Genomic DNA, 16,996 nt, shown 5'->3' on the forward strand with positions numbered 1-16,996 from the left:
GGCCCCGATCCTGCCCTACCGGCCGCTACCAGTGGTTCAGCGGGTCGACGGTCGGGCCCGCAGTCCAGGGGCCCGGTCGGTCGGGACCCTCACACCTCCCGATGGGCAGTACGATCATCTGTCGCGTCGCAGGTGACCGGCGCGCCGCAGGGCGGGGCCGCAGGCGGGCGGCCGGACAGGATGGTTGTGGCCGACATGGACTTCTCCGCGATCCGCGCGCTGCGCGGGGACCAACGGCACGGGTTCGAAGAGTTCTGCTGCCAGTTGGCCCTCCGGGAGCGGCCTGCGGACGGGGGGCGGTTCGTCCGGGTCGAGGGAGCGGGCGGCGACGGCGGCGTCGAGGCCTACTGGGAGCTCCCGGACGGGACGAAGATCGGCTTCCAGGCCAAGTTCTTCGCCAAGCTGGACATCAGGCAGGTCGAGGAGTCCGTCCACACGGCCCTGAAGGTCCATCCCACTCTCACGCGCATGGTGGTGTGCGCCCCCATCACCCTGACGGGGACCACGGGACGCAAGAAGAGGGACGGGCTCACACCGGCGGAATCGCAGCAGTCCCAGTGGGATGACGCGGTCAAGAAGTGGCAGCAGCTGGCAGCCGACCAGGGGCGCACGGTCGAGTTCGACTTCTGGGGCGAGTCGGAGCTCCTGAGCCGGCTGCTGGCCTGCGATCCGACGGGCGGCCTGCGGCACTTCTGGTTCAACGACACGCACTTGGGCCAGGACTGGTTCACGCGGCACCTGCAGCAGACGGTCGCCGACGCCGGGCCGCGCTACCACCCGCAGCTGACCGTCGAGGTGCCGCTGGCGCGGGCGCTGGACGACTTCGCGTCGACCCCGTCGTCCCTGGCGCAGCACCGCAGGAGGGCCGACGAGCTGGCCGGGGAGCTGTCGCGATGGCCGTCGAAGGACACTGCGGCTGCGGACAACGGCAAGGATGCCGACCCTGTGGCCGAGGATCTCGCCCGTGCGCTGGATGCGGGCATCCAGCCGCTCGCGGCCGCGGCAGCGGCCTATACGTCGGTGTGGGAGACACCGGAGGGGCTGGCGGCGGCGCGGGCCTGTTTGCGGGCAGCCGCGGAGGCGGCTACTGCCGCCGTGGCGGCGGCGGAGGCGGAGTTCGTCGCCCGCCACGGCGCCGAGAACCTGGACAACGCCGTCTTCGGTCAGTTCAACGCCGAGTACATGGTGCGCTTCCCCCAGGAGACGGTGGACCGGTGCCGTCGCGTCCAGCAGCTGGCGCAGGAGCTGAAGGAGGCGGTGGACGGGCCGGTCGCAGATGCGGTGGCGCAGGGCGCGCTGCTGGTCACGGGTGCGGCCGGCACGGGCAAGACGCACGGGGTGTGCGACGCTGCGGCACGCCGCCTCGAGCAGGGCCTGTTCTCGGTCGTGGTCCTGGGGCAGAAGCTGGTCGCGGGCGAGTGCTGGGACCAGGTCCGCAAGATCCTCGGCCTGCCGGCGGAGTTGGGCCGGGACGCAATGCTGGCGGCCCTCAACGCCGCCGGCGAGGCGAGCGGCGCACCGTTGATCATCTTCGTGGACGCGCTCAACGAGCGTCGGCCGCGTTCCGCGTGGGAGGCGGAGCTGGCCGGCATGCTCGATGCGGTCCGGGACTACCCGTATCTCCGACTGTGTCTGACCTGCCGTACGACGTTCCTCGACGCGGTCCTTCCGGACGGCCTTGTCCTGCCCCGGGTCGAGCACCGCGGTTTCGAGGGTGCCGAGTTCGAGGCGGTCTTCGAGTTCTGCGCCCACTACGGCCTGACGGCGCCCGCGCAGCCACTGCTGCAGCCCGAGTACGCCAACCCGCTCTTCCTTCAGATGCTGTGCCAGGCCTTGGCCGGCCAGGGCGGTCACCCGCGCCTGGACCCGAGGCTGTCACTCGGGCAGGTCGTGGAGCTGATGCTCGACGGCGCGGAGAAGCGGGCGGCGAAGGCCCTGGACGTCGCCCCTCAGAGGCGCCTGGTCCATCGCGCGCTCGGCGCGGTCCTGGCCGAGATGGAGGGCCAGGACGGGCTGGAGCTGTCATGGGCGCGGGCGGACGAGGTCACGGAGGCCCTGCTGCCGCGCGCCCAGGCGTCGCTGTCGCTGCTGGACTTCCTGCTGCGCGATGGGCTGCTGGTGGAGGTGCGCACCAGCAGCGGCGAGGACCGGATCAGGTTCGGCTTCGAGCGGCTCGGCGAGTTCCAGTTCGTCGAGCACGTCCTCGATGGCTGCCCGCGGGAGGAGCTGGACACCCGGTTCAAGGCCGGCGCCGTGTTCGACGCCCAGGCCCTGGCCGCGAACGAGGGCCTGGCGGAGGCCCTGGCGATCGTGCTGCCCGAACGCTACGGCCTGGAGCTGACCGACGCCTCCCTCCTCGCGCCGGACATGGTGGCGGCACGGGCCCTGGTGGCCTCGCTGCCGTGGCGCAGCCCGCAGTCGCTGGGCGAGGAGACCGAGAGGCAGCTGCTGCGGGCGATGCCGCGAGGGCTGGGCGAGGAGGTCCTGGACCAGGTGTTCGCCCTGTCCGCGCGGGCGGGGCACCGGCTGGGCGCCGGGTGGCTGGACGCGTTCCTGCGGCGGCTGTCACGGGCTCAGCGCGATGCCATCCTCTGCTGGCACCTCCACGACGCCTGGCAGAGGGGCGGGGCCGCCCGCCGGCTGGCCGCGTGGGCGTTGCGCCCCGATCTTGGGGCCGTGCCCGAGGAGGACGCGCTGGTCTGGTCGAAGGCGCTGCTGTGGATGTGCTCGGCGTCCGACCGCCGGGTCCGCGACGAGGCGACGATGGCCGTCGTCGGGCTGATGGACCGTCATCCCCACGCGTGGCCGGCGCTGCTGGAGGAGTTCTGCGGCGTCGACGACGAGTACGTCACCGAGCGGCTGCTGCTGGCCTGCTACGGGTCGCTGATCCGATCCGGTGACGAGGCCGCGGTGGGCACGGCCGCCGACAGTGTGTGGCGGCACTGGGTCGCCCCCGGCCTGCCGGGGCACGCCCCGCTCCGCGACCACGTGCGGTGCATCGTCGAGCTGGCCGTCGCCCGCGGCGCCGCCGGCGAGCTCATCTCGCCGCAGGACGCAGTGCCAGCCAAGGCATCCGGTGCGCCGGACGGCTGGCCGGTGGCGGCGCCGGCCGAGGAGGAGACGGACGAGGTTGCCTGGAAGGCGGTGCTGCGCTCGGTCACGGACGGGGACTTCGCCACCTACACCCTGCGCCACCGCCTGGACCTGGACGAGCGCCCCGGCCTGGAAGCGGAGGACTGCCAGAACTGGATCCTGAACAAGGTCCGCGAGCTCGGCTTCGACGACAGCCTCTTCGACCTCTACGACCGGAACACCATGGTCGTCTTCGGCAACGGCCGCGGCAGGCCGGAGTGGGCGGAGCGGATCGGCAAGAAGTACCAGACGATCGCACTCGGGTACCTGGCCGCGCTGGTCGCCGACCACTTCGAGCGCACGGCGCCCCACCGGGACTCGGTGGCGCAGCCGGCGGACCCGCTCCCGTTGCAGGCGGCGTCCATGCGCGACCTGGACCCGACCGTCCTGCTGCGCACAAGCCTTGCCCAGGAATGCACTGCCTGGTGGGCGCCGCTGGAGGCCGACCTGGGCCCGGGTGTCGCGGAGACGGCGTGGCTGGACGCGGCCGCTTTCCCCGACAGCACCCGCGCGCTTGAGGTGGTCGATCCCGCCGACGGCTCGCGATGGCTGGCACTGCAGGCCTACCTGGGCTGGACACTCCGCCTGGACCATGGGGCGCCCCCTGCGCGGCGCTCCTCCACCCGGCCGCACCGCAGGACCTGGATGCAGATCCGCAGCTACCTGGTCGACACGGGCAGCGACTCCACCACCGCCTGGCCATGGCTGAAGACCCAGAACTTCGAAGGCCGCTGGATGCCCGAAGGACGCGACTGGATCCCCCACGTCTACGCCAGCGAGTACCCGTGGAGCACGCAGGCCCGGCGCGAGCTGCGCGACGACGACTCGTTCCGCCAGCATGCGCTGCCGGTCACGATGACACCCGGCACGTACGAGCAGACGCTCGAGTTCAACGGCGACAGCTTCCGCTCGCAGACGCTCCACCAGCTGGTGCCCTCCCCCGTCCTCCTGGACGGCGCCGGCCTGTGGCCGGACGGCACCGGCGGCTTCCGCGACAAGGACGCCAACGTCGTCTTCAGGCTCCCCCACTTCGCCGAGCCGGGGCCGGCCGCGCTGCTGGTCCGCAAGGAGTGGCTGGTGCGCAGGCTCTCCGCCGTCGGCAAGCGCCTGGTGTGGACCGTGCTCGGTGAGCAGCAGGAGATCAGCGGAGGCTTCAACAGCAGGGGGCGCGGCTACAACGCCTACTCGCGGGCACATCGGCTCTGGGGCGAGAAGGTACAGAAGGCCGACCCGGTCCTGGCCAGGCACCGGCCGGAACCTGTCGCCTCCGTCCCTGCCCCGCCCGCCCCCGACGGGGACCCGGATCGCGGCAAGTGAGCCCACGGCGCCACGAGCGAGCGCCGCTCTGCGCCGCACGCCCGGTGGCGCGCTGGATCCGTCCGGCGCACGACCTGCCGGAAGTCATTGAGGGCCGCGCCGCCCTGAGGTTGATGCCTCCTGTGGCGTCTGACGTGACGTCAGCAGAAGTCTTGGCGCCGCGCGGCACCAAGGGTCCGTCCGGCTGGTCGGGCCCGCCGACGGGCAGCCACAGCGCTCTCTTGCGGCACCTGCGTCACCGCGGGGTCCGGACCCCGCGCGAGGCTGGGAGCCGCTGCCGCCCCGAAGGACTGCTGGGCGACGCCCACCCTGTGTACGGCTGCGCCGCGGCCGCCACTCGGCCGCGTGCAGCCGGCCCTTCATCGAAGGTCACCTGCCGGTGGGATCCGGATCCGGCCGGCACGTGCGAGCCTCTCGTGTTCTGCGCCGGCAAGGATCACTCATCGGACTCGAGCCAGTCGCGCGGCACGAGTTTCTCTTCGCCCCGCCAGTTGTGGACGACGGCCTCCTGGAACCAGGGCTGCGGCAGGTTCGCGTGGTCGACGACGATCACCTGGAACGCCGGGGCCAGTTCCCTGACGACGGAGTCGATCTGCCTGAAGAGATCTGCCATCGCTTCCTGATCTGCTTGGGCAGGGGGACCACCCGTGCCGGGGAGCCACGCCTGGGTGGGCTGGTCAAGCATCAGGATCCTGGGCACGGGGCGGTTGTTGCGCACGAAGTAGCGGTGGAGGGCCAAGTGGGTGATCACGTGGTAGCCGACCCAGTTCTGGCCGCTTCCGAGATCGGACAGCGTCGCTCGGCCGTGCGGTGTGCGGAAGGCGATGTTCAGACGCTTCACGTCGAGTCGAGCCTGGCTGTCCGCGGGCTCGAGTCCGAGTTGCCGGGCCCAGGTGGTGATGTCCCTGTCGATGGCGACGAGGCGGTCCTCCAGCTCTTGCTGGATGGCGCGGCGGTCGAGGGCCGTCTCCAGAACGCTCGCCTGTGCCTCGGCAACGTCACGGCGACGCTCCAGGTGGGAGGTCTGCTCGGGTGAGGTCGCCGGCAGAGCGCTGAGGACGCCGTGGATACGGCCGCGGAGGAACTCCACACGCCCCTCGGCGGAAAGATGCTCCGTCAGGCCTTGCTCTGAGAAGAGGACTTGCAGCATCTCCTCGGCTTCCCTGAGCTGACCTCGCAGCTCGGCCGCGCGGGCGTCGAGCCTCTCCAGCTCACGGCGGCCGGCCACTGGCACTGACGTGACGGCAGCCAGCTGGCCGGCGAGGTGTTCGAGGCTGTGGTTGAGTGCGGCGGGTGTGGGGTCGGGATAGCGAAGTTCAGAGCCGCACAGTGGGCAGTTCGAGGCGTCTGCTTCGGCTGTCGGGCTTTGCTGCTGGTCGATTGTCAGCCCCAGCAGGTTCAGGGATGTGAGCCGGTCGAGGGGGATCTTCAGGGATGCGGAGTAGTCGCTCGCGGCGTCGATGTGGTCGAGCAGGGTCTGCCGATCTGCGGCCAGGGCTCGCAGCTCGTCCCGGTGCCGGGTGTTCTGACGGCGCAGGTCACTCATCCGGTCTTCAGACGGGTTGCCTGTCAGGTCGGGTGCGCGGTCGGCCGTGATGGCTCGACGCAGCCCCTCGACGGCTGCCATGGGGTCGGCCGGCACGTCGTGGGAGAGCATTCCCAGCCGGCGGGCCTCGTCCCACAATGGGGCGATCGCGTGGCGGGTGGCCGACTCGGCTCGCACGGCCAAGGAGTAGTCCTCCTGGAGTGTGTCCGCTTCGTGTCGTGCGGCGGTCGCCTGGGCGGCGGTACGGGCTTGGGCCGGCGGTACTGCCCCGATGAAGTACGGCAGCGTGGCCCGAAGGGCTCCGGCAATCCCCCGTTCGCTCTGGCGGTGGAAGAGCAGTTTGTTGTTGGCGATCTCGGTCTGCCCTTGGAAGCAGAGCAGCGCCGCGTGGCTCAGATCGGCCTCGAAGGGGAAGGCGGGCGCGATGTTCTCGCGGATTCCGATTCGGCGCCCCAGCTGTTCACGAAGGCCCTCGGCGTCGAGTTCGGCCCTCAACTCGGCGTATTCCAGGGGTTGCTGGTCCCGGCCGAATCTCAGCATGGCCTGGTTGCGGGATGCTCGCTTGTGACCGGGCACGGGTCGGGCGACGAAAGCGCGACTGTCGTCCATCTGGAACAGGGCGGCGTACCAGGACACGGCGGTGGTGAGCGGCCCCAGAGGCAGGGTGACGGAGTCGCGGCCCAGGCAGTACTCCACGATGTCGAGCAGGGCGCTCTTACCTGTGGCGGAGTCGCCTGTCACCACATTGAGTGCGCCAGGTTTGAAGGAGACCGTCCGGCGGTCCCCGCGGTGGCTGTAGAGGATAATCGCGAGCAGCTGCACTCGATCAGGGTGCCACGCCCAGAAGAGAAAATGCAGTGGCGGTGTCAACGGTGGACAACCACTGGCCTGCGGTCCTGGCCTGCCTGAGGATGTCGCCGAGTTCGGTGTGCTCACGTCCCGCTTCGCGCGTCCTGGTGGCGTGTGCGTACAGCCGGTCCCCTGCGAGGTCGAGGACCTCGTACCTGAGGGCGAAGCGTAGGCCGGCGCGGACAGGAGAGACCATGGCCTGCGCCTGCGCGGGGAAGCCGGTGCGAAGGACGGGGTGCGTCCGGGCCCAGCTGGCGAGTCGGACGGCGCCCGGGCGGGACGGCAGTGACTCTCGTGTGCTGCGATGCAGGACGAGCGGGGCAGCGAGGTAGGACAGCATCCATGGCATGCCGTGGAACGTGCGGGAGGTGTAGCTGTCAGCGGCTTCGCGCAGGAGACAGGCGATCAGCGCGGGGTTGAACATGGCGCCGACCAGCGGAGGACGTTCACCCCATGCGGTCTCCACCCTCGGTGCCAGGTCCTGGTGAGTGGGCGGGAAGGTCATGGCTGATCCGCTCTCAGGTCGGCGATGCGTCCCTCGTAGTCCAGGTGCCAGCCGATCCGGCCCTCGTCGGCCAGGACGTGCCGTTGGCCCCGGATGAAGTAGCTTTCGTTGTATCGCGGCCGGACAGTGACGCTCGTACGGTCGGCAAGGTCGCACAGCAACCGTCGCCCGGCGTCCTGCTTGGCGTCCTCCCCGGCACCAGGGCGTACCGCCATGGCCATCAATTCGAAGGCGCGAGCCCACTCGTCTTCGAGTTCGTTGTGGACCCGGTCCACCTCCCCCGGGCTCAGGAGGCCTTCGTCCAGGCATCGGATCGTCTGCGTGGAGGCCCGGTAGAAATCGACGATCGCCCCTTCAAGGTTGCGCGGTGGGAACGCCACCCAATGCATCTGCTTCACGAACAAGGAGGCCGCGTGGTCGGCAGCGACCGCACGGGGGTCCACGTCCGCAAGCTCGATGAAGGTCGGTAGGTCATCCCGGGTGAACCGGTCGCGGATCTCCGTAATCGCCACACCTGCGGCGCCCACCTCCACGCCGCTCAGCTCGCCGCGCAGCATGGCGAGAGCCTGCGCGTCCCACCATCTCCACACCAGCGCCAGGAACAACTCCTCGTGTCCTGTCGGCAGAGCCCACCACAGCTGGCTGCGCACGCCTGCGGCGATGTCCTCGATGTGATCGGCCCCGTCGACCACGCGGATCCTGGACAGCAACGTGCGCTGGCCGGTCGGGCCCAGCGCCAGAAACTGATCGCGGGCTTTGCCGGTTACGCCGGACTGCGCGTCGATGGCCACAGCCAACAGACCGTTCAGAGCATGGGTGTCATCGCGGGTGCCCGAGCGCAGCGCGGCGACGCCGGACCCTTCCGATACGGTCTGCGTGGTCACGAGAACCAACATCGGGCCGTTCGGGTCGGTCGGGTTCGCGGTGTCCATCCACACTCTCAGCGTCGCCCACAGGTCGGGCGAATGATCCGTCAAGGATCGCTGCTGAGTCTGGTGATGCTTGAGCTGCAACAGCTCCGACGGGCTCCCGGCCTCCGCCCAGGCGACGTCGTCGTAGAGCTCCAAGGTGATCGTCGCGTCCGGGCGGCTGGCACCGGTACGGAGCAGCTCCAGCAGTGCCCACCATGTCTGGTGCTGATACCCGAGCGCGCTCGGAGCAGCGCCATGCGAGGCGTTAGCCACCGAGGAGCCCCTTTGCCCTGGAGCGAGCTCCAGCCATCCACCGCAGGTTCACAGATCCGACCCGACCATTATCGGCAATCGGCCGAGGCGATCCAAGTGAGCGGGCAACCCGAGGAGCCTCCCGAGCGGGGGGCCACCGTGAGGGCCCCTCGATGCCGGGCCGAAGGTCAGGGGGGTGCGGCAGCCTGCACACCCCGGCGAAGCGGTGGCGGTGCTTGGCTGGGCAGCGGTACAGCATGTACCGGGCGTGGACCATTCTGCGGTGAGAGCAGCGGCTTCGCCTCGGCGCTGGAGTCCGTACTCGGTCGGTTCAGCATCGGCGTCCGCGGTCTGACCGAACGGCACCCGACGGTCTACTCCGTGGCCTTCCTGCAGCTCTACAACCATCTCGCCGAGGGCTCCTTCGTCCGCCGGTGCGGCAACGCGAACCGCGGCCGCAACTTCGTGCGCCAGCGCGGCCGCGCCGAGTACGGACAGCACCGGACCAGCGGTGTGAAGTACTGCTCGCGCGAATGCGCCCGTGCCCAGGCCCAGCGCGAACTCCGGCACCGGCGGCGCAGCGAGAGCGGCTCCCGCTGATCTGCGCCGCGCACGTGTCCAGCGGGCCGGTCACATGCCCTCAGTGCGTGCCGGGCAGATTGGTCGGATCGCCGACCGGGCGGGGACACGGGGGCGGCATGCGGGCAGCGAGGGCCCGTGGGTCATCGTCGCTTGGGCTCGTGCGGGCTCCAGCCGCACAGGAAGGGGCGCAGGCCGTCGGGGGTGATAACCGGGTCGGCCGGGGTCTGCGGGTGGGTGGGGACCGGATCGATGCTGTCGGCGTGGGCGCGTGCCCAGGTGATCCATTCGAGTACTGCGCGCGCTTCCGGGTCAGGTGCCGGTGCCTGGGCGAGGTGCTGTTGGAGGGCGTCGCAGTAGGCTCGCACGCGTACGGCTTCGTGCCATGCGTCGACCTGTTCGCGCAGGCGGTCGCGGCGGTGCGAGTGAAGGAGTTCGTGGCGGGCCCGGTTCATGGCGGCCTGCCAGGCGAGTCTGGTCTCGAGTTCCTGCCGCTCGCGGGCGAGGCGCTGGTCGCGGGCGATGTCCGCGCGCTGCTGGATCTCGCGCAGGACCTGGGGAAGTTGGTCCTCGAGCTTCCAGCGCTGTCGGTCTCCCCACTGCTGCCGACGTCCTCGCAGCGCCCAGTCGTAGGCCAGGCTGATGTCGAGTTTGTGCGAGGGCGCGGTGGTGTGCTCGGTGACGCGCTGCCATGCGTAGTCGACGCTTCCCAGGTCGGGGACCTCGACGGTGTCCTCGGTCAGGTCGACGGGGAACTCGCTGCCCGAGGATGCGATCACCAGGGTCTGGCGTTTGTCCGCCGCCGGAGCGACCGTCATGCCTTGCTCTTCGGCCGCGGTGGCCAGCACGTAGAGGATGCGCAGCGCCCGATCGCGGCAGTCGGCGCACACCCGCAGCGGGCAGTCGCGCACCGTTGCATGAACTGCTTCGGCCGGCAGGTCGTCGGGCACCGGGATCGGGGTGGGGCGTTCGGCCGCTCCGGAAGGTCGCTGATCGTCGAGGAGCCGGATGACGACGTCTCCCCGGTCGCGGCCGCTGTACGACAGCCTGCGCCCCGGTGGCATCGCGCCACTGGTCCTGGCGGTGTGCACGACGCGGCGCAGCCGGGCCCGCTCGTCGGACGCCGGATCGGTGACGCGCAGTGTGCCGCCCGCCTGCTGGAGGTCCGCGATCAGTCGCATAGCCTCCTTGGCTGTCGTGGTCTCCGCAGCGTCGGTCGTTGGGCTGCGGGTGGGTGTGTGGGTCGAGTCTGAGGTCGGCAGGAGTGCGGAGGTCGGGTCGTTGGTTCGGTTCACGTGCTCGCGTCCTGCGGGTGTCGCGGAGGCCGTCCAGCCGTCGCCTTCCCAGTGGGTTGTCACGAGTCCTCTTCTTCGCAGCGCGTACACGCTGTTGGCCAGGTGCGGGTCGGCGGATGTCACGGGATCTCCCGGCTCGCAGATGCGGCGCAGCACGGTGAGCTGTCGGTCGTTCAGGCCCGGGGACACGGGGCGCCTCGCAGAAGGAGGGGCGGACAGGGTGTGGTTCAGTGCCGGTGGTCGGCGGCGTTGCGCAGGGATTCGAGTGGGATGCCCAGCCGTCGCGTGAGGTCGTCGGCTTTGCGCTTCTCTCCGAGGGTGTGGAGGGCTGTGATGGCCTCTTCCGTGAGCTTGCCGATGCGGATCACTTCGGCGCGCAGTGCCTGGAGTTCGTCCAGTCGGCCGGTCGCTTCGGTGCCGCACCACTGGCGGACCAGGTCGCGGCCGGGCTGGTACTTCTGGTCGACTTCGTCGCAGATCTCCGGGCTGACGTGCGTGCCCTGGTCCTTGCCCCGGCCGCGGTAGTAGCGGCCGTAGACCGCGTCGTGCTGCGCCTGTTTCTCCTGTTCGGCGAGGACAGCGACCAGATGTGCGGCATGAGCTGCTGCGATGCGCTCGGCGACGGCGAGGGCGGTCGGCCAGGGAGCGTTCAGAGTGCCGTGGTCGTCGGTGAAGGTGCGCGGGTCGGAGGTGAAGAAGTCCTGCGGGACCTCCAGCATCGAGGCGAGGGCCGGCACGTCGTGGACGTAGAGCACACCCCGCTCGCGGGTGTTCCAGCCCATGGAGACCGTCTCGGTCACCGGGCAGGTGTCGAAGACCAGGCTCGCTGCGACGAAGTCCGCGTCCTGATCGTCCTCGGGCCCGTCACTGATCAGCGCGTCCCACCGATCCTGCCGGTGGAGCCAGGCGCCCTTCTCTTCCCAGGGGACGCGCAGCCGCGCCTTGGGCGCCCATTCCTCGCGGCCCTCCGCCTCGTCGTCGACGAAGCGGACCTTCACTCGAACGGGCCGTTGGGTGCCGACCTTCAGCACCTCAACCTCGCTGACGGGCCCCTTGTACGGCGCAGCACGGTACGCCCACCGCTCACCTCGCTCCACGAGACTCTCCGTTCCACGATCTGCCGGCCGGGGCACTCGTCGCGGCCTCCACGGCCTACTGCGGCCTTGCGGCGGCTGGTGGCCGCGATTCGACAGCCCGCGGCATGGCCCTGGCCGGATGGCCGCCGACTGACATCTTGTCAGCACACGGCGGCGACCGGGGAAGGGCTGCAGGCAGCGAGGACTGCGGCGATCACGGGGTCACCGCGGTCTGCCAGGCGTCGGCGGAATTCGTCGGCCAGCTGCCGGTGCCCGCTGTGCTCAAGGTCGACCATCACCAAAGCCATGGCGTCGAGGTCTCCGTCGCTCGCCGCTTGGAGGAGCAGCTCGCGGCGCTCGTCCTCGTCCGTTTCGTCGGCGACTGCGGCAAAGGCGACCGCGGCCAGCGGCTCGCCCGCCCTCGCGGCGGCTCGGAGTACGTTCTTGGCCTCCTGGGTCTCTCCCAGTTCTATGAGCGTGAGGCCGAGGTGGAGGCCCGCGTCGGTGGCGCCCGTGTTCGCTGCGTGGCGCAGATGCGATGCGGCATCGTGCCAGTGCTGCTCGGCCGCCAGGTGGCGTCCCAGGTAGTAGTGGGCGATGGGCAGGCCCGCTTGAAGGGCTTGCCGATAGGCATGCTCGGCCTGGGCCGGTCGGTCGTTGTCGGCGTGGAGGTTGCCGAGGTTGATCCAGGCCCGGGCGTCGCCGTGCTCGATCAGCTGCTGGTAGGCCTGCACGGCTTCGTCGGTGCGGCGCAGGCGTTTGAGAAGGTTGGCGAGGTCCAGCTGTGCTTCCAGGTCGCCGAGGTCGGTGGCCTGGCGGAGTGCCGCTTGTGCGGCGCGGGTCTTCCCGGTGTCGGCGAGGAGCCGGCCCAGGTTCGCCAGGGCGTCATTGTCGCCGGCGGAAGCGGCCTGCCGGTAGGCGTTGATGGCCGGCCGGGTCTTACCCCGGTCGGCGAGCAGGACACCCAGGTTGAACCAGGCGTTGCGGGCCCCGGCCCAGGCGGCACGCCGGAAGAGGCGTTCGGCTTCCGTCGAGACGCCCTCGCTCGGCCAGGAGTTGTGCCAGGTCGGCGAGGCTGTCGGTGTCGCCGAGCGCGTGGGCTTCGCGGCACGCCGTCTCGGCTTCGTCCAGGCGATCGAGCTCGCTCAGGGCCAGGGCGGTGAGGCGCCGCGCGAAGGCGTCCGCAGGATCCGCGTGCTCGCTCAGGAACTGGAGGGCTTCCTCGCACCGGTTGTCCTGGATCAGGGTTGCGGCCTGGTGCCACAACACCTGGGTGAGACCGGCCTCGCGCAGGACCCGCCACAGCCTGGCGGCGACCGACGGCTGTTCACGCTGCGCGTTGGACGCCACCACCCAGGCCGTTTCCGCGTCCCGGGCGGCACCGAGCGCTTCGAACCACACGAGCGGGTGGACGGATTCCGGCGGCTGCTGGACCGCGGCATCGCCGAGAAGGCCGGCGAAGGGCCGTCGCGCCCCGCCTGCGGCGGGCTGGAGCAGGCGCGTCATTCCGACCCGGCTGCCGTCCGCCCAGGCGAACGCCTCCTCCAGCGGTTCGGGGCGCAGCAGAGCGCCGCCTGCATCCGCGAGGTAGTAGCGGTGGGTCCGGGTGAGCAGGTCGTCCGGCAGCGGGCCTCGCAGGCCGGTGCGGGCCAGGTCGACGGCGCTGCGGACAAGGGCTGCTCCTCGGGGGTTGCCGCCGATGCGCCCAGCGGCTTGCCACGCTGCCCACAGGGAGGGACCGGCCGTGAGGAACTCGCTGACACCGCGGTGGGTGCACTGGTCGGCTGCGGATCGGACGCGCGGATCGGCGCAGGCCCGGGCGCGCTGCATCTCGGCGGGGCTCCAGGTCCGGTCGAGGAAGACGATCGAGGCCTGTCCGACAACTGCGGTGGAAAGCACCGCGCCGGCGTTCCCGCCCGCTGTGGGGTGGGGGGCAGTCGGCGGTGGGAGGTGCTGGATGTGGACGGTGGCGAGGATCGGGATGCGCCAGCGCCGCAGTTCGGCGACATCAAGGCCCTGCAGCCGGTCGTGGTGCTCAAGGCCGTCCAGCCACAGAAGGCGGGGCTCGGGGCAGTGCATAGCGGCCGTGATCGCCGCCTGCAGACCGCCGTTGGGGACCTGGCACACGAGGTAGCCGGGGAGGGCGCGGCGGGCGGCCTCGAGAGCGAGGCGGGACTTCCCGCACCCCGTTTCACCGGCCACCAGCACCATGCCGCCCTGGACGCCGGCCCTCGCCAGCAGATCGGTGAGGCGCTGGTCCAGGTCACGCGGCACGTAGGCGGGCAGCGTGTCCCCATCATGCTCCCAACTGGGGCGCACACCCGCGGCCGGGGCGTCGAGGTCGGCCACGGTCGGCCACAACCGCCAGGCCGCCGGTGCCTGGCCGTGGCCCGCAGCCACACCTTCGACCGGGTGCAGGGCTTGCCAGTGGCCGGTGACCGGCCCGCGGTTGGGCCTCCAACTCTCAAGCAGCTCCACCGGATAGGCGCCTGCGGCCACCCCGTCGATCCTTTTGTGGTGCGCCGGGCAGAGCAGCAGCAGGTTCCCAGGGGCGTCCAGCTGTTCACGGGTCCAGGAGGGATCGTGACGCTTGCCTCCAGGGCGTTGCGCACGAATGTGCACGATCGCCGCGTCCGGGATCCACTCTCCGTCCACCCGCATGGTCAGGGGACGACTGCAGTCCGGCCAGTGGCACCTCGCGCCGATCACTTCCAGGAGCTCTCCATCGGTGAGCTTCTCCCTCCACCGCGCCACCCGGCCTCACTCCCCCGTTCCGACCGCGTCACCGACGCTATCCGGCGGTGCCCGGTCCGATTCCTGACCGATTCGTCTGGAGCAGTTCCTGCCACAGCCCTGCGCGTGAACCGGCAGCCCGGGCAGCTCGCCGAAGGCGCCTCGCCGACCGCTCCCGCCGGTCGGTCGGTCACAGTGTCAGCAGTCTCCGCATTTCCACGATCCCGTCCCACAGCGAATCCACGGAAGAGTCTTCGGTGACAGGGGTGGTCTCGGTCCACCCGTCATAGGTGTCCTCCCCGTCCCGCACCGGCTTCCAGTCCTGGGCCCGCCACTCCGCGATCACCTCGCGCTCCAGCAGCTCGGCATGGCGACCGAGCTCGAAGTCCAGGGTCGCGTGGCGTTGCCAGCCTCGCCGCTCGTGCTTTTCTATTCGCCCGGTATCCAGGTTGCAGATCCCCACCTTCGCCGCGCCGAGACGCTCGTGGAAGAGGAGGTACAGCAGTGCGGGCTGCTCCCGCTTGAAGCCGTACTCGGCACACTCCGAGCAGCCGGTGCCGCGGCTGTTCACACTGCCAAGTGTCGGGTAGACGACAGCCCGGCAGGCGGGGTTGGCGCACTGGCACTTCCAGCGCTCACGCACACCCGGATAGGGGACGAGCGGTTCGAGTCCGGCCGCGCTCATGGTGGCGCGTGCGATGCTTTCGTCGATCACGACACCCGCACACCACTTGCATGCCTGGGAGCCGCGCCGGATCCAGCTCAGCCGGGGGTAGATGATGCGGTCCTGAGGTCCCGGGCAGTCGGCGGCGAGGCACAGACTGCGCCACCGCTGGCCGACTCCCTTGTACGGCTCGAGCGGGCGTGCACCGACGGCGAGCATCTCGGTGACGGCCTGCTCCTCCGGCACGCGCATGCGCCCGCCGCAGCGTTCGCAGCCGCCCTGCCCCGTTCGGACCACGTTGGCGTAGGTCGGCGCGATGTCGGTCGCTCCGCAGGCGAGGCACTTGCACGGCCACGGCTTCGTGGCCGTGTTGTAGGGCTCGAGGGGCTCGACGCCCCGCTGGACCATCTCGTACGCCGCGCGCTCGGGTCTGACAGCGACCCGGGCGCAGTACTTGCACGCCGAGACCCTCGCCAGGCGGGCATCCGAGAGGCGGGGGCGGATGTCGGCAGGATCGCCCTCCCACAGCCCGGGGCACAAGGCGCTGAGGCAGCGGCTTCGCCAGGGGACGTCGACCCCCGGATACTCCTCCAGCGGATCCACCCCGGCAGCGCGCATCTCGGCGACTGCGGTGTCGGCCGGGACCTTGCGTGCCGCGGTAGCGCGGGCACGGCCGCACGGGTCGCAGCCTCCGCAGCCGGGCCTCATCACGTTGCGGTAGATCGGATTGACGAACTCTCCGCAGTCCATGCAAACACTCAGCCAGGGCTTGGCATTGGTGGGCCACGGCGATATCGGCCAGACCCTCTTGGCGATCATGTTCGCCTTGGCGACCTCGGGATCCAGATAACGAGGCATGACGCTCCAAAGGGCTTACCCGGCCGACACGTTCAGGTTCCCCGGCTGCCATCGCCGAGGGCCGCGGCCACCGTAGCGCGTTCCACCGACAACGCTCTCCTGGGCAGCGCAGGTCTGCGAGGAAACAGCAGCCGCCATGGCGCGACGTGCTCCGTCACGACCCTGCTGGCGCGCCATGGACGATGACGGTCGTCAGTACCGTCACCTCTCCGGTGAGAGCCACTGGACCGCCAAGAGGAGAACCGACGTCACCGGGCCCCGTCAGGGTCACTACTAGGAAGTCATCTCATTTGGACAGCTAGACTCTGGGCGTGCTGATCGTGGAGCGTCTGGTGCCGGACGAGTTGTGGGAGTTGTTCCAGTTGGTGGTGCCGGCGACGCCGACCCGGCCACAGGGCGGTGGCCGGCGCCGCTACGGAGATCGCGAGGTGCTGGCCGCGATCGTGTTCGTCGCCACCTCGGGGTGCACGTGGGCCCAACTACCGCCCTGCTTCGGGCCGTCCGGGCCTACCGCCCATCGTCGTTTCGCCGAGTGGAGCAGGGCCCGGGTCTGGGCCAAACTCCACCGGGTGGTTCTTGACGAACTCGGCGCGCGGGGCGACCTGGACTGGTCCCGGTGCGCGGTCGACTCCGTGAACATGAGAGCCCTGAAAAGGGGGACCTGACGGGTCCGAATCCTGTCGATCGGGGCAAGTACGGGTCGAAGATCCACCTCCTCACAGAACGCACCGGTCTGCCCCTGTCGCTTGCGGTGTCCGGGGCCAACCTGCACGACAGCCAGGCCCTGATCCCGCTCGTCGAAGCGATCCCGCCGATCCGCTCGCGCCGCGGACCCAGACGCCGCCGACCGGGCAAGCTGCACGGCGACAAAGCCTACGACCACCGCTTCATCCGCTCCTATCTGCGGCGGCGTCAGATCCCGGCCCGCATCGCCCGCAGGGGTATCGAATCCTCCCAGCGTCTCGGCCGACACCGATGGGTGATCGAGCGCACCGTGGCATGGTTCGGGGCCTTCCGTCGATTGCACCGCCGATACGAACGCAAGGCCGACCACTTCGCCGCCTTCGCCAGCATCGCCGCAGCCCTCATCTGCACCCGGCGGCTCTCCAAATGAGATGTCTTCTAGGTGATCTAAGCCAACCTGCATGACACACACGCTTGTGACCTGCAGTCATGCAGGTCAACTCAGAGGGCGGTTCGTGAGTTGATGTCCGGTTCGGGGTGAGGCTGGGGCGGGACGGCCGGTGGCGGGCGTTCGGTTGGCTACTGTTTCGTGGTG

Annotated in this window: 11 protein-coding genes; 3 read left to right on the top strand and 8 right to left on the bottom strand. The window is 70.3% G+C overall.

The annotated features are described in order from the left end of the window. Positions 1–186 precede the first annotated feature (186 nt). Entirely contained in the window at positions 187–4,449 is a 4,263-nt protein-coding gene (locus ACFV4P_RS34025; protein ID WP_380477355.1) for a hypothetical protein, read from the top strand. A 436-nt stretch (positions 4,450–4,885) separates the two neighbouring features. On the opposite strand, the gene ACFV4P_RS34030 is transcribed toward ACFV4P_RS34025, so the two are convergent. From ACFV4P_RS34030 to ACFV4P_RS34040, 3 genes are read right to left on the bottom strand one after another with little or no spacing between them, the layout of a single operon-like run. Beyond that, positions 4,886–6,817 carry a DUF3732 domain-containing protein gene (locus ACFV4P_RS34030; protein ID WP_380477356.1) on the bottom strand — a complete coding sequence of 644 codons (1,932 nt, stop codon included), beginning with the start codon at positions 6,815–6,817 and terminating at the stop codon, positions 4,886–4,888. 4 nt (positions 6,818–6,821) lie between these two features. After that, on the bottom strand, positions 6,822–7,349 hold the full coding sequence (locus ACFV4P_RS34035; RefSeq protein WP_380477357.1) for a three component ABC system middle component: 528 nt from the start codon (positions 7,347–7,349) through the stop codon (positions 6,822–6,824). Beyond that, complete coding sequence (locus ACFV4P_RS34040; RefSeq protein WP_380477358.1) at positions 7,346–8,533, bottom strand: ABC-three component system protein; 1,188 nt, start codon at positions 8,531–8,533, stop codon at positions 7,346–7,348. The genes ACFV4P_RS34035 and ACFV4P_RS34040 overlap by 4 nt, the downstream gene beginning before the upstream one ends. A 360-nt stretch (positions 8,534–8,893) precedes the next feature. On the opposite strand from ACFV4P_RS34040, the gene ACFV4P_RS34045 reads away from it, so the two are divergent. Further along, entirely contained in the window at positions 8,894–9,112 is a 219-nt protein-coding gene (locus ACFV4P_RS34045; RefSeq protein ID WP_380477359.1) for a hypothetical protein, read from the top strand. A gap of 122 nt (positions 9,113–9,234) precedes the next feature. On the opposite strand, the gene ACFV4P_RS34050 is transcribed toward ACFV4P_RS34045, so the two are convergent. From ACFV4P_RS34050 to ACFV4P_RS34070, 5 genes are all read right to left on the bottom strand, one after another. Further along, positions 9,235–10,509, bottom strand: a complete 1,275-nt coding sequence (locus tag ACFV4P_RS34050) for a hypothetical protein (RefSeq protein WP_380477360.1) — start codon at positions 10,507–10,509, stop codon at positions 9,235–9,237. Between the two features lie 104 nt (positions 10,510–10,613). After that, on the bottom strand, positions 10,614–11,483 hold the full coding sequence (locus ACFV4P_RS34055; RefSeq protein WP_380477361.1) for a hypothetical protein: 870 nt from the start codon (positions 11,481–11,483) through the stop codon (positions 10,614–10,616). 140 nt (positions 11,484–11,623) lie between these two features. After that, a complete protein-coding gene (locus tag ACFV4P_RS34060; RefSeq protein ID WP_380477364.1) occupies positions 11,624–12,430 on the bottom strand; it encodes a tetratricopeptide repeat protein in 807 nt (268 codons plus the stop codon). Continuing rightward, on the bottom strand, positions 12,402–13,961 hold the full coding sequence (locus ACFV4P_RS34065) for a hypothetical protein (RefSeq protein ID WP_380477362.1): 1,560 nt from the start codon (positions 13,959–13,961) through the stop codon (positions 12,402–12,404). Before ACFV4P_RS34065 ends, ACFV4P_RS34060 begins: the two co-directional genes overlap by 29 nt. A gap of 424 nt (positions 13,962–14,385) precedes the next feature. Beyond that, complete coding sequence (locus ACFV4P_RS34070; protein WP_380477363.1) at positions 14,386–15,717, bottom strand: hypothetical protein; 1,332 nt, start codon at positions 15,715–15,717, stop codon at positions 14,386–14,388. 317 nt (positions 15,718–16,034) lie between these two features. Here ACFV4P_RS34070 and ACFV4P_RS34075 point away from each other — a divergent pair. Beyond that, positions 16,035–16,831, top strand: a protein-coding gene (locus tag ACFV4P_RS34075) for an IS5 family transposase (protein ID WP_380477365.1) whose coding sequence is annotated in 2 segments (ribosomal slippage) — positions 16,035–16,380 and positions 16,380–16,831 — 798 coding nt in all. Because the reading frame shifts where the segments join, the coding sequence is not laid out codon by codon here. Positions 16,832–16,996: the final 165 nt, after the last annotated feature.

Source organism: Kitasatospora sp. NPDC059795 (genome assembly GCF_042732175.1).
GTDB lineage: Bacteria > Actinomycetota > Actinomycetes > Streptomycetales > Streptomycetaceae > Kitasatospora.